This is a genomic window from Nitrospina gracilis 3/211 (assembly GCF_000341545.2).
In the GTDB taxonomy this organism is placed as follows: Bacteria; Nitrospinota; Nitrospinia; order Nitrospinales; family Nitrospinaceae; genus Nitrospina; species Nitrospina gracilis.
The window spans coordinates 1,769,816-1,782,240 of sequence record NZ_HG422173.1; the positions used below are offsets into that span (position 1 = coordinate 1,769,816).

A 12,425-nucleotide genomic window follows, 5' to 3' on the forward strand; every position below is an offset into this window, starting at 1 on the left:
GAGTTATTCTATTCTAACAGAAAACGGGAGAAACGGAAGGGTTTTCCTGCTGTCAAAGGTTTCCGGGAGGCGGGCGTCGGTTCCCCCGCTGGGGGGATTATTTGATACCGGGGCTGACCGGGATGAGCTGGATGTTCATCCGCTTTTCCTCGCAGAGGGCGTCGAGGGCCTTCTCCACGGGTTCGATTCCTTTCGAAAGGGTGCCTTCTATATGAAGGTAGAACGTGGGTTTCGGCGACCCGGGTTCCTCGTCAAAGTTGGAGTCCAGGTGCAGGATGTTGAGGCCGGCGTCAGCCAGCGCGGTGGTGACGTCCTCGACGATACCCTTGCGGTCTTCGGCATAGATGCTGACGCGGATGTCGGGCTGGCGATTGTGTTCCAGTTTTCCCGGAACCGGGTGGATGTTGAACGTGAGGCCCAGGTTGTCGCCAATGGGTTGAACCACCCCGGTCAGCTCCTCCTGCGTACCTTCCCAGTGAACCATCATCATGATGGTGAAATTGTCGCTGAGCGCTGCCATGGAGGATTCACCCAGGTTGCACCCCGCCCGGCATAAAGATGCGCTCAAACGGGCGACAATGCCCGGCCGGTCTTTTCCCACCATCGAAAGCATGAACCAGTTTTCCATTTGAAATCCTCGTGCCCCTTGGGTTATCTCTAAATCATTGTTTCAGAAAACGAATCTCCTGTAAAGCAAAACGCCCGGATAAATCGTTCGATGCAGGCGGTTCGCATTTCGGAATCAGGTGGAAGCGCGAAAACGCAGTTTTGAATTCGGGGTTTTGGCTTTAGAATACCAATGAGGGTTCATCATTCACACCCATCCCATATTTGTCCACCAGGAAAGAGGAATTATGAAAACAACCAAACTGGTATCGGCAGGATTGGTCGTGCTGGCAGCCTTGTTTCTGTTCGTCGAAAATGCCATCAGCGATGAGGATAAAGTCCGTGCCAAGATCGCGATCGAAATCCGTAGTGATGATGATTCAATCTGGGCCCGGGCACGCGACAACATCACCTCCCAGGACAAACTGCGCATCGTGGTGATCCCGCGCACCGACCTGCATGTTTACGTGATCTACTCGAATTACGAGAAGGCACAACTCCTTCTGCACGAAAAAGTTTCCGGCGAATCCGTGCTGAAACTGCCAGCTGGCAGCAATTTCTTCCAGATCGATGGCACGCGGCCGCAGGAAGCATTCTGGGTGGTGTGCAGCCCGGAACCGCTTGAGAGTATTGAAAACGATTTCTCCGGCCGGGAGGCGTCGCACGACCGCTGGGAAAAAATGGCGGAGGGGCTTTACGACAAGGGCGGGCTCGACATTGCCGAAAAAATGAAAAAACCGATTTCCATGGCCGGGGCGGTGCGCAGCCTGGATATGTCCGAGGATCAGTTGAAAGAGGACCTGCTCACCTTCACCGGCCAAACCGTCCTGATCAAACGCTTCGTGTTTGATGTTACGGAGTAAAAAGTTTTTAAAACTCATCCTGCTGCTCCATGCGGGGCTGGTGCTGGTCCTGATTGGGTTCTGGCTGGTGCGGGGAACGGTGTGGACCAGTTGGGATTTCCAGGTTCTGGACCGGTTTCACAAGCGGGCTCTGGAGGAGGGTAAAGGCCCCGTTGCCTCGCCCCGCCTTCTTTACCTGTTGATCACCGACGACGCCTACGAAGATTTTGGCCGGAACGCGCTGGACCGCGGGTACATGGCGCGGGTCAACCGCATCCTGTCCATGTTGCGCCCGGAAGCGGTGATGTTCGATATCATCTTTGCACGCGAAGGCAACGCGGAGATGGACAAGAAGTTCGCCCGCTCCCTGCGTCGCCTTCGCACCGCGTACCTGCCCATTGCCTTTCACATCTCGGATTCCCCCCAGCCGTTTCAATGGAAACCGGGGACGGTTTACGAAAAGAAGAACGAAAAAATCTCAGCGAAGCTTGAAGAGAGGGGAGAGGGTCTTCCTTTTTATGGGGACCAGCCGGTTCTTCAGAACGACCTGTTTGCCAGAAAGGCACGCGGGACCGGGCACATCAATGCGCATAACGACCCCGACGGGGTGTACCGTCATTTTCCTCTTGTGATTAAGCTGGGTGAGCGGTTTTTCCCTTCCATGCCCCTTCGAATCTATCTCGATTACGTCCGCGTGCCGTTTGACAGTGTCCATATCGAATGGGGCAGGGCGCTCACCATACCGGCTTTCAAGGGAAGCCTGCTGGATGAAGCCGTGGTGGTTCCCATCGACGAACGTGGGCAGGTGTACGTGCCCTATTCGGGCACGTGGGAAAACGATTTTCCCAAAGTTGCGGTCACCCGCCTGCGCGAGCTGTTTGCGGATGAGGACATGCAGGGGAACCTGAGCGAGTTTTTCGGCGGGCGTTTCGTGATGCTGGGGGATGTGTCGCAGGGAATCAGCGATATCGGCCAGACACCGCTGGAAGAAAATGTGCCGCTCATCGCCGTGCACGCCTCGGTGCTGAACGGGTTTCTGGAAAACCGGTTTTATGACCGCTGGCCGGACTGGCAGGTTTATGGAGTGGTCATTGGATTCAGCCTGCTGGTGGGAGCGGCGGCCTGTTTTCGCAGGTTGTGGATATATTACGTGACGGGGGCCGTGTCCTTTGCGGCGATTCTGGTTTTGGCGTGGTGGCAGTTCACCCGTTTCTCCCTGTTTCCGATCACCTCCGTCACCGCCGCCTGCCTGGTGGTGTTCGTGGGCCTGGTGGTGGGATTGCAGGTGTCGCTGGCCCGGCACGGGGCGTTCATCCGCACGGCGTTTTCACGTTACGTTCCCTCGCAGGTGGTGGAACAGCTTCTGGAAAATCCAGACCTCTTACGGCTCGGCGGTGAGGAGCGGGAGGCGACGGTGCTGTTTTCCGACCTGGAGGGGTTCACCACCGTCTCGGAAACCATGCCCCCTCCGAACCTGGCCTCCCTGCTCAATGAATACCTCACCGAGATGACCCGCATCGTCATCGAAAACGGTGGCATCATCGACAAGTACTTGGGCGACGGCATCATGGCGGAGTTCGGTATCCCGCTGGCGAGCCCGAATCACGCCGATCAGGCCGTGCGCGCGGCGCTCGCCATGCAGGTGGCGCTTCGCACCCTGAACGCGGAATGGGAAAAGCAGGGCCGTGTGCAGGTGAACTGCCGCATCGGCATCCACACGGGCATGCTGGTTGCGGGCAACCTGGGGTCGGACCAAGTGTTCGACTACACCGTCATCGGCGACTCGGTCAATCTTGCCTCGCGTCTCGAAGGGGTGAACAAGCTGTACCGAACGCAGGTCATCATCTCGGAAAAAACATTCAGCCTGCTCACGCCGGAGGTCTTCCGCGTGCGACCGCTCGATATCATCAAGGTCAAAGGAAAGAATGAGCCGGTGCGGATTTATGAAGTGTACGGTCACGAGGTGAAGCCCATCACCGAAGAGGATATTGAATACTACCGATTGTATGAAGAAGGATTCCAGGCCTACCTGAACCGGGAGTTTGCCCAAGCGGCCGAATTTTTCAACCGGGCGTTGAAGCTGCATCCTGACGATGCCCCCTGCCTGAACATGATCAGCCGCATCGATCGCCTGCAGGTTGAGCGCCTGCCCGCGGACTGGGACGGTTCCACCGCACTCGACTTCAAATAGAAAACGGCCCTCCGTCCAATGTGGTCAGCGCCGGTCCCGGCGGAGTTTTTTCACCCGTGACTTTACCCACAGTCTGGCGCGGCGGATCTGTTTCCGCGTCATGTGTTTCTCCAGCTTGCCGAGCGCATTTTTGGCGGCAGGATTTTTGTGCGAAGCGATCAGCATCCACTTGTAAGCCTCCACCACGTTGCGCCGTGTGCCCCAGGCTTCCACGTACATGCGGGCCAGCATCATCTGCGCCAGCGCATTGCCGCGCGCGGCCTGCACTTTGAGAATACGAAGCGCGGTGGCGTACCGTTTCAGCTTGATCGCATTGTGCGCGCGTTGCAAAGCGGTACCGGCCACGTTGTCCAGAGATTGCGGTACGTCATTGTGATCGGTGGTGTTCTGCGCCGGCGGGTCCAGCCGGGTTTCTTCCTGAAGTTTTGCGTTTTCTTTTTCAAGCTGCACCTTTTCCGATTGGAGGCGGGCGATGGTCGCCTCCAGTTCGCTCAACTCGGTTGCCGCATTCATGGAATCGGGCGTCGTTTCAGGTTCTTTGGGGTCCAGCCGGAACACGAAGTCGCCCTTGTCGAGAAAGGGGTTGCGGATGCGCCCGTATTGAGGGTGCTGGGAACCCTGCGAGTAATTCACCACCTTGGCCTGCAGAAACTCACCCAGCTCGACTCCCGTCAGGTAGCCGTCGCCGTCGGAATCGCCTTCCCCGTTCAATGCGGCGATGAACTGGTCACGGAAAATGCTTTCGTCCGGCACCGTTTCATCCGCGCTTCCGGCGGTCACGAATTGCCGCACCGGCTGGCTGGTTTTGTAACTGATGTTTTCCGGCACCGCGCGGGAAAGGGCGAAGATCGATCCGGAAAAGCAACTGTCGAATAAAAACAGCGCGTGCTTGGACTCGATGCGCTTGGCGTACACTTCGATTCGTTCCATGTCCATGGCCCGCGCCAGAAAGCCCTGCCGGTCGCGGTTGGGATTGGGCGCGTCTGCGGGAACGATGTAGCCCATGTCGCCGCCATAGGCCAGCTTCAATGTATGGCCGTGGCCGGCAAAATAAAACAGAAGACGATTGTCCACCCCGTGACCGTATCGGTTGATGAAATCGTTGAAGGCCTTCTGCATGCCCTCGTGGTTGGGATTCATGACCACCACCACATTGAAGCCCTGCTTCTCCAGTGCATTTTTTACCAGGTTCACGTCTTTGTTGACACCGGGCAGGTCCGGCCAGCCTGCGGTGTAATCGCTGACACCGACGATCAGGGCGTGGCTTTCCTGGTAAAGCCCGACCTGGTTGCCTTCCGCATCTTCGATGGGGACAACGCGGATGCCGCGTTCTTCCGCGAGAGTGATGGTGGGCAACGCCAGAGCGGCGGCGAAGAGTCCGGCCACCAGGGTCGAACAAATGGATTTGGTTTTCATGCGTCCAGGGCTCCTTAGAAAAATTTCAATATGTCTTCGTAGATCATAATGAGATAAACGGCGCAGCCGATGCTGAGCGCCGGCCCGCCAAACAGTTTCAGCCGCGTATGCAGGGTGAGGTGGCCCAGCACTTCCTCTTCTTTGCGGTTGCTGATGAGGAACAGCGAGGGTTCCGTCTTTTTGAACACCATTTTGGTGTTGGAATACAATTTGGCGAACTGGTCGCGGTTGTATTTGTCGACCATGCGCTGTCCGATCACCTTCGCCCCCCATTCCAGTTCATCGGGATCCAGCACGCCGTCTTTATCGCGGTCGAAGCGTTGTTTCAGTTTCGGGTGTTTCTGTACCAGCTTTTTGGCTTTTAGAAAGGTATGGAAGTCGAGTTTGCGTTGCGCCGCGAGTTTCAATCCCGAATCGGCGTATCCCAGAATGTAAACAATCTCCCCCGCCATGAATTTTTTTTCGGTCACACGGTATTTTCCGGACGTGCTGTCTGCGTCGTCCGTATCGAATTTTTTAAGCTCTTTCCGGTTGTTCGCCACGGCCTGTTTGAATCGCTGGCGCACCTCGTCGCGCAGGAAACGGTCGAGGTGCTGGACGAATCCCTTTCCCTTCTGGATGATCTGCGCGCCTTCAGCGAATACCAGCGCATTGGCGCCACTGCCGTCTTCCACGTAAAATCCCTCGTCGGAATGCAGGGTGTCGATGGTCACCCAACGGGAGGAGTTGCGACTCCGCACCAGTTTTTCGATTTCCAGAGCGTAGAAAACGCAGGCATCGCCGCTCATGGGCGCGGTCAGCAGGCGGTCGTCATCACATACGATTTTCCCGGAAATCTCGACGTCCGTTCCTACGGCGCCGGTGGCTATGCGGGAGGTGGGGATGTCTTCCACCGTCCTTTTGGTTTTGAGGTCGCGGAATCCCTTTAAGAAAAAATAAATCCCCGCGAAAAATCCCACCACCGTGTACACCACCAGCTCCAGGTCCACCCGGACCTCGCTGGATGTGGCGGACATAAGGATGTGGGCCGCATACCCCAAATTCATCAAATGCGCTCCGGTTCGTTAACTCATTAATAAGGATAACGGCTTGATCGAAAATTTGAACTGTTTTGTGGGTTGGTGTTTGTGGGGGAAACCGGTAAGACGGGAACGAGGGGGCATACGAAGTCGAAAAAATTTTGAAAACCCGCAGGTAAGGTCAAATTGGAGGCCCGGCCCGGAAAGGCAGACAGGGTCCGCCCCTTCGCGGGCCGGGTGTGGGAGATTGGGTTCGGTCAGGAATAATAGGCGCCGTAGCGGTAGATTTGGAGTTCGCGGCGAATCTCTTCCTGATCCGGCTGTAGAGCGGGTGTGGGTTGTTTGGACTGTGCATCGGTGAAACCACGGGTATCGGGCACGTGTTCGCGGCCGGGATCCCGGGTGGCCACCCAAGACAGGTTGTTGGCAAATTTTTCGTTTTCAATGGTTGGGGGCATAGGCAAAAACCTCCTGAATATTTTTGGAACGATCATGCCAGGGTTAATTTGGCCCGTTTTTGGGCAACAGGGTGAGCCCTGGGAAAGAGGTTATCCCATACGGGTAGAAAAAGATAAAACCGCTGGGGAAGGGAGGCAAGTTTTGCCTCAAAAATTATATGAAAAGTGGGACCCGTGGGATCAGGAGATGGGTTTCCAGCTGGCCACCCAGGCGTCGGCTTTTTGTTTCTTGGAGGTTTTGATGCGCGGGGTGATGAATTCCAGGCTCCTTTGGGCGTCCTTGTTGCCCCTGGCGGCAGCCAGCGAATACCACTGGTACGCCTGCACGATGTCCTTTTTCACCACGTCGCCGTTTTCGTACATCATTGCGAGGTTCATCTGGGCCAGCGGGTGCCCCCGCTCGGCGGCGGGTTTCAGGTAAGTGTGGGCCTTTTTATCATCGATGACCACGCTGGTGCCGTGATAATACATGTCCCCCAGGATCGCCTGCGAATCCAGGTGACCCTGGTCCGCCGCCAGGATGAGCCACTCGCGACCCTTGTTGATATCCTTATCGGTGCCGATGCCTTCCATGTAAGCCAGTGCGGCATGATATTGACCCATCACATAACCGCCCTTACCGGATTCCTCGAACCACTTGAGGGCCACCGGCGCGCTCCGCTTGAACCCGCCGGTGCCGTTTTTGTAATACCAGCCGATTTCAAACAGGGCCCAGGGTTGTTTCTCCTGGGCGGCTTTTTTGAACCATTCCACCGCTGTTGAAACATCCCGTTCCACGCCCCGGCCGTTTTGATACATGTTGGCCACATACCACATGGCTTCGGGATTTCCGCGTTTGGCGAGCACCATGAAATGCGCCATGGCGGTTTTGAAATCGCCTCGCATGAACGCCTGTTCCCCCAACCCGTAATCCACCTTGGCCCTGAACGGATTCGGAATGTAATCCAGGAACATGGCCGCCCCGGTGACCACGACGAGAAACAGTGTGGCGAGAGCCAGGGTCGTTTTCCTGTTCCGGGTCTTGTCAGGCGAAGAAGGTTTGGGTGTCTCTCGAGTTGGGGAGGAAACAGAACGCGTGGGTTTGCCGGAAGGGGAGGGGCTGGCATTGGAACCCTGTGCCGGGGGACGGGCGGCCGGACGTTTCTGCGGCGGTGGTTTCTGTGGAACGCCTTTGGGCGCCGGTTTGGGCGCGCCGCCCGTGCGGGGGGCGCTGGGCGGTGCCTGTCCTGCCGGATGACGCCGTGGTGGCGGATTCGGTTTCGCCTGTTCGGGCCTCTTGTTCTTTTCAGGTTCCTTGGGCATGATCCCCCCTCTGACCTCTCAGATTTTTGGGAAGTGAATTCCTTGAAAAATCCTCATTAATTATATCGGATTGCTGGAACTTTGCAAAAAAAGTCATAAAAAACAAGGGAGATTTCTCTTTCAGGGCCTGTCGAGGGAGCAGGGAAATGAAACACCGGGTGGGAAATCACTTTGAATTTTGCCGGATAAAAAAGCGGAGGAGGGAAGGATGGAGGGCCGGGAAAATTTTAAGCCGTCGGGCGGCTTGGAGATGAACTTGTCTGCAAAAAAAATCCACTTCCCGCTACTTTTCCCGCTACCTTGAGAAAAATGGAAATGATTCCAAATCCGTCAAGCCTGGGCTAAGATGAATCGTCCACAAATACAGCCCCTAATTCACGGACAGGTGGTGATCATGACGAAGGACAATCCGGTATCGTTGCCCACCGACAGTCAGGCGAACCCCACCCCGCTCTGGCAGTTCGTGCGCCCGGATGAATACAAGGTGCCTGTCACCGCGGTTGCGAGCACAGCCCTCCGCAAATGGACCGCATTCAAACAGCTTTTCATCAAAAACGGGGAAAACGGCGACAGCCCGTTCAAGGCCGAAGTCGAGTTGAAAACACTCCCGGAAGTGCGTTTGCGTCACCTGGTCCCGCCCATTGACTGGAATGAGGTGGCGGGTGCCCTGGACGCGGAACTGGAGGGGTGGCTGGATGAGTGCTCTCTGGAAGTTCCGGTTCAGTTTGTTGTGTTCCAGCCCCATTGCGGACAGGAGGACCTGTTGCGCCATTGGGCCGACCTCCATGATGCGCTTTTGTTGGAATCCCCGACGCCGGAACAAATCCTGAAAGCCGATCCCCACTGGCTGGGTGGGTGGCCCAATACCGACCGGGTTTGGGTCCTGCCGCACCTCGAACACTGTTTCCTGCGTCATGCGAACGGACTGGAACTGGTCCGCCGGTTTCTGGAATGGGCCGCATCCGGCAGGCTGGGCCGTGGTCTCATCGGCTGCGACAGCTGGGGCTGGGCCTACCTGCAACGCGTCGGCCCGCGTTCACAATGGAGCCCCCTGACGCTGCAGGCGTTCGATGGGGCACGGTTGTCGCGGTTGTTTTCAAGAAAGAAGGATACCGGAGACCGGAACGACCGGGTGCGTTTCCTGAATGCCAAAACGGGGAAAACCATCCTTTCCTGGCTGGAAGACGAGGGTGGAGCCAGTTCGGAATTGAACCAGCTTGCCGGCCGGTGCCGTGGTAATTTTGGGACCGCCCTCATTTACTGGAGCCAAAGACTGCGTGCCGAACCGGATGAAGAGGACACTGCGGCCGTGGAAGAGGAGAGCGATCGGAATGCGTCACAGAGAACGAAGGAAGAATCTGTATGGGTGGCCGAGCTTCCGGATGACATGACCCTGCCTGTGGAGAAGGACGAAAGCGTGGCTTTTGTGTTGCACTCCCTGCTTCTTCATAACGGATTGACAGAAGAGCTTCTCAGCAAATTGTTGTCCATTCCGGATTTTCGCATAGCATCTCTATTGCGCCGCCTGCAGGCTTCGGGTGCGGTGGTTGAGGAAGCAGGACGCTGGGAGGTGACTGCTCAGGGCTATTCCGCCGTCCGGGAATACCTGAGTGCGCGGGATTATCTGCTGGATGGGTTTTGAGGCGGGATATGGATAAAGAGCAAATGTCTAAAGTGTTCAAGACGCTCGATACGGCCGTGATGATTGAGCTGTTTTTGATTGTTGCCGGTACGGTCGTTCTCATACTGATCACGCAGAGCCTGCTGCCCTGGGTGGCCAACCGCCTGCATGGCAGGTTGCGATTGTTCCTGCTGGCCATGACACCGCTGCTGCGGCTGGTATTCATCCTGACCGCGTTCATCCTGAGCGTTCCGCGTGTCATCGAGCCGTCCCTGCAGAACATGGTGGCGGTGCTGGGTTCAATCGGTCTCGCGCTGGGGTTCGCGCTCAAGGACTACACCAGCAGTCTGATCGCCGGGGTGGTCGCAGTTGGCGAGCGGTTGTACCGCAACGGCGACTGGATCGAGGTGAACGGGGTGTATGGCGAGGTGACGCACGTGGGGGTGCGCACGGTGCGTATTGTCACCCCGGACGACACGGCGGTGTACATTCCGCATCACAAGCTTTGGACCGAATTGATCTCCAACGCCAACAACGGTACGCCGCACCTGCAGTGTGTGGTGCATTTTTATCTCCATCCTCAACACGATGCCGTAGAGATCCAGCGGATCCTGCATGACGTGGCGCTGACCAGCCCTTACCTGTATTTCGATTTACCGGTTTCGGTGGTGGTGCAGGAAAAACCGTGGGGCACGCATTACCGCCTGAAAGCGTATGCCGTCGATCCGCGCCATCAGTTCCGGTTCATCACCGACCTCACCGTGCGTGGCAAAACCGCGCTGATTGAGCGCAACGTCCGTTTCGCCCTGGCCCCGGGGCAGGGCGGGCAGGATGCCCCCACAGCCACCGGTTGAACGGGGTTCACCCCATCAATCCCTTGCGGTAATCTTCGAACGCCTGCATCAGTTCCGCCTCTGTGTTCATCACAAACGGTCCTTCCCCGGCGATGGGCTCGGCAATGGGTTCTCCGGAAAGCAGCAGCAACCGGGTTTCTTCCTGCGCGGATAGATGAATGGCCTCGCCTTCGCGAGAGAACCGCACCAGCTGCGCGGCCCGGGCGGTTTCGCTCTGGTTGGCTTCCACCGCGCCCGTCACCGGCACCACGGCGGTGGTGTGTCCGGCGGGCAGGGCCAATTCCATCTCTCCCCCCGCCCGGAGGGTGATGTCCCAGATATTGATCGGTGTGAAGGTGAGCGCCGGGCCGCGTGTTCCGTCGTGCTCTCCGGCAATGACGCGGAGCGTTCCCCCGTTCACTTCAACGGTTGGAATGCGTTTGGATGGAATATCCTGATAGCGCGGCGGCGACATCTTGTCCTTCGCCGGCAGGTTGACCCACAACTGCACGGCATGGAACGTGCCGCCTTGTTCGGTGAAGGACTGGGAGTGGAATTCCTGGTGGACGATGCCGGAGGCGGCGGTCATCCATTGCACGTCGCCGGGCTCTAGGTGGCCGCTGTTGCCCGCAAGGTCCTTGTGATCCACCTCGCCTTCATAGACGATGGTGACCGTCTCGAATCCGCGGTGCGGGTGCTGGCCCACGCCACGGGGTTTGGACGCCGGCGGGAACTCCGCGGGGCCGGCGAAGTCGAACAGCAGGAACGGGCTCATCGCCTCGCCGTGGCTGTCGTAAGTGAACAGGGTGCGCACGGGAAACCCGTCGCCCACCCAGTGTTGACCGGGTGTGTTTAAAATTTCCTCAATCTGTTTTTGTCGGGCCATGACGCCTCCTTCGCGTGAATGAAAGCCAGCCCCCTCGTCAACAGATTATCATTGAAACACCCGTTCGAAAAATTCCTGCATGGATTTCCAGGCGCGTTCGTCCGCCTGCTTGTCGTACACCAGGCTGTCGATGTTGAACTTCTGGCGGAACTCGTCGGCCTGCGGGTTGGTGTAACTGTGTTTGACGCCCTTCAGGTTGATGTAGGTCGCATCCACGTTGGCCTCGAACATTTCCTTCATGAACCCGGCCACCCGGTCGGCGGGCAGAAAGCCGTCCTCCGAACCGTTGATGACGAGGATCGACGCCTTGACGTCGCCCTTGCTCACCGGAGGCTGGTCCGGCAGGGCGCTGTGGAACGCGACCACGGCGTCGAGGTCCGCGCCGCCGCGCGCCATGCGGATGGACACCGCGCCGCCGAAACAGAACCCGATGGCGCCGATGCGTTCCCCGTCCACCGTCGGCTCCGATTTCAGGATTTCCAGGGCGCGGTTGAACTTCGCCTGACTGCCTTGCCAGTCCTGGAACGCGGCGTTCATGAACTCACCGGCTTTTTTCGGGTGATCGGCCAGTTTGCCGTCGCCGTACATGTCGAGCGCGAGCGCCGTGTAGCCCAGCTCCGCCAGCATGGTGGCGCGGTTCCGCGCATGTTCATTATGGCCCCACCACTCGTGCACGACGAGGATGCCGGGGCGTTTGTCTTCGATGGCGTCGTCCCACGCGACAAAGGCTTTCAGCTCGACGCCGTCCAGCTTGTGAGTGATCTCCTTGGTTTGGACGTCCGCGTGGGCGGGCAGGGCGGCCACCACACAGGCCAGCGCCAGCGCGGTGAGAAGAATCGTTTTCAGGAAACGTTGAGTTTGGAATCGGAACACGTTATCTTGCCTCCAGAAGAGATGATTGAAGGCCCCCTTCCCCGAAGACCGTGGGGAACGAAAACGGATGGCTTGGTGTAAACCGGGTTCCTTCTCATTGGGAGGAGAAGGAGTAGCCCCAAGGGGAATCGAACCCCTGTTTCCGGCGTGAGAGGCCGGCGTCCTAACCGCTAGACGATGGGGCCACGTTTTCAGATACCGCCGCCGTCCCTGTTGATGAGGGGCGGCCCACTGCTTTTTCGCTGTTTCTTTTTCTCTTGCCGGACGCGTTCCTCGGCTTCCAGGTCTCGCTTGTTGAGGCGGCTGACCAGGTACACCATCAGGAAGTACGAAGGTACGCCCATCACCACCCAGGTTATGAAAAACTTTCCCGCGGGG

General features: G+C 57.7%; 11 protein-coding genes, 1 tRNA gene and 1 pseudogene. 4 read left to right on the forward strand and 9 right to left on the reverse strand.

Annotated elements, in window-relative coordinates:
* Positions 1–97: 97 nt before the first annotated feature.
* The gene (locus TX82_RS08395) at positions 98–628 is read right to left on the reverse strand and encodes a glycine cleavage system transcriptional repressor (protein ID WP_005009338.1); all 531 of its coding nucleotides are present in this window, start codon (positions 626–628) and stop codon (positions 98–100) included.
* A gap of 226 nt (positions 629–854) precedes the next feature.
* Here TX82_RS08395 and TX82_RS08400 point away from each other — a divergent pair, with 226 nt between their 5' ends.
* The gene (locus TX82_RS08400) at positions 855–1,469 is read left to right on the forward strand and encodes a hypothetical protein (protein ID WP_005009339.1); all 615 of its coding nucleotides are present in this window, start codon (positions 855–857) and stop codon (positions 1,467–1,469) included.
* Positions 1,456–3,639, forward strand: a complete 2,184-nt coding sequence (locus tag TX82_RS08405; protein ID WP_005009341.1) for an adenylate/guanylate cyclase domain-containing protein — start codon at positions 1,456–1,458, stop codon at positions 3,637–3,639. The genes TX82_RS08400 and TX82_RS08405 overlap by 14 nt, the downstream gene beginning before the upstream one ends.
* 24 nt (positions 3,640–3,663) lie before the next feature.
* On the opposite strand, the gene TX82_RS08410 is transcribed toward TX82_RS08405, so the two are convergent.
* The 4 genes from TX82_RS08410 to TX82_RS15230 form a co-directional block, all read right to left on the reverse strand.
* Positions 3,664–5,055 carry a caspase family protein gene (locus tag TX82_RS08410; RefSeq protein ID WP_005009343.1) on the reverse strand — a complete coding sequence of 464 codons (1,392 nt, stop codon included), beginning with the start codon at positions 5,053–5,055 and terminating at the stop codon, positions 3,664–3,666.
* A 14-nt stretch (positions 5,056–5,069) separates the two neighbouring features.
* Positions 5,070–6,101, reverse strand: a complete 1,032-nt coding sequence (locus tag TX82_RS16265) for a hypothetical protein (RefSeq protein WP_005009344.1) — start codon at positions 6,099–6,101, stop codon at positions 5,070–5,072.
* A gap of 230 nt (positions 6,102–6,331) precedes the next feature.
* Positions 6,332–6,532: a hypothetical protein gene (locus TX82_RS08420; RefSeq protein WP_005009345.1), complete on the reverse strand. Its 201-nt coding sequence runs from the start codon at positions 6,530–6,532 to the stop codon at positions 6,332–6,334.
* A gap of 180 nt (positions 6,533–6,712) precedes the next feature.
* Entirely contained in the window at positions 6,713–7,834 is a 1,122-nt protein-coding gene (locus TX82_RS15230) for a tetratricopeptide repeat protein (RefSeq protein WP_005009346.1), read from the reverse strand.
* Between the two features lie 394 nt (positions 7,835–8,228).
* On the opposite strand from TX82_RS15230, the gene TX82_RS08430 reads away from it, so the two are divergent.
* Together TX82_RS08430 and TX82_RS08435 are read left to right on the forward strand one after the other, a co-directional pair.
* On the forward strand, positions 8,229–9,476 hold the full coding sequence (locus TX82_RS08430; protein ID WP_005009348.1) for a hypothetical protein: 1,248 nt from the start codon (positions 8,229–8,231) through the stop codon (positions 9,474–9,476).
* 8 nt (positions 9,477–9,484) lie between these two features.
* Positions 9,485–10,309 (forward strand): mechanosensitive ion channel family protein, encoded by an 825-nt coding sequence (locus TX82_RS08435; protein ID WP_005009350.1) that lies wholly within the window; start codon positions 9,485–9,487, stop codon positions 10,307–10,309.
* A gap of 7 nt (positions 10,310–10,316) precedes the next feature.
* Here TX82_RS08435 and TX82_RS08440 read toward each other — a convergent pair whose 3' ends face one another.
* The 4 genes and pseudogenes from TX82_RS08440 to TX82_RS16270 all read right to left on the reverse strand — a co-directional run.
* Complete coding sequence (locus tag TX82_RS08440) at positions 10,317–11,174, reverse strand: pirin family protein (protein ID WP_005009356.1); 858 nt, start codon at positions 11,172–11,174, stop codon at positions 10,317–10,319.
* A 48-nt stretch (positions 11,175–11,222) separates the two neighbouring features.
* Complete coding sequence (locus TX82_RS08445; protein WP_005009358.1) at positions 11,223–12,047, reverse strand: dienelactone hydrolase family protein; 825 nt, start codon at positions 12,045–12,047, stop codon at positions 11,223–11,225.
* Positions 12,048–12,160: 113 nt separating this feature from the next.
* A tRNA-Glu gene (locus TX82_RS08450) sits at positions 12,161–12,232 on the reverse strand.
* A 6-nt stretch (positions 12,233–12,238) separates the two neighbouring features.
* Positions 12,239–12,425, reverse strand: a pseudogene (locus TX82_RS16270) (hypothetical protein); the annotation flags it as partial.

What these genes read in the sequence shown, in the direction of transcription:
- TX82_RS08435 (WP_005009350.1), top strand. Translation starts at nt 9,485, where the DNA reads ATGGATAAAGAGCAAATGTCTAAAGTGTTCAAGACGCTCGATACGGCC.
- TX82_RS08440 (WP_005009356.1), bottom strand. Translation starts at nt 11,174, where the DNA reads ATGGCCCGACAAAAACAGATTGAGGAAATTTTAAACACACCCGGTCAA.
- TX82_RS08410 (WP_005009343.1), bottom strand. Translation starts at nt 5,055, where the DNA reads ATGAAAACCAAATCCATTTGTTCGACCCTGGTGGCCGGACTCTTCGCC.
- TX82_RS15230 (WP_005009346.1), bottom strand. Translation starts at nt 7,834, where the DNA reads ATGCCCAAGGAACCTGAAAAGAACAAGAGGCCCGAACAGGCGAAACCG.
- TX82_RS08420 (WP_005009345.1), bottom strand. Translation starts at nt 6,532, where the DNA reads ATGCCCCCAACCATTGAAAACGAAAAATTTGCCAACAACCTGTCTTGG.
- TX82_RS08430 (WP_005009348.1), top strand. Translation starts at nt 8,229, where the DNA reads ATGACGAAGGACAATCCGGTATCGTTGCCCACCGACAGTCAGGCGAAC.
- TX82_RS08395 (WP_005009338.1), bottom strand. Translation starts at nt 628, where the DNA reads ATGGAAAACTGGTTCATGCTTTCGATGGTGGGAAAAGACCGGCCGGGC.
- TX82_RS08400 (WP_005009339.1), top strand. Translation starts at nt 855, where the DNA reads ATGAAAACAACCAAACTGGTATCGGCAGGATTGGTCGTGCTGGCAGCC.
- TX82_RS08405 (WP_005009341.1), top strand. Translation starts at nt 1,456, where the DNA reads ATGTTACGGAGTAAAAAGTTTTTAAAACTCATCCTGCTGCTCCATGCG.
- TX82_RS16265 (WP_005009344.1), bottom strand. Translation starts at nt 6,101, where the DNA reads ATGAATTTGGGGTATGCGGCCCACATCCTTATGTCCGCCACATCCAGC.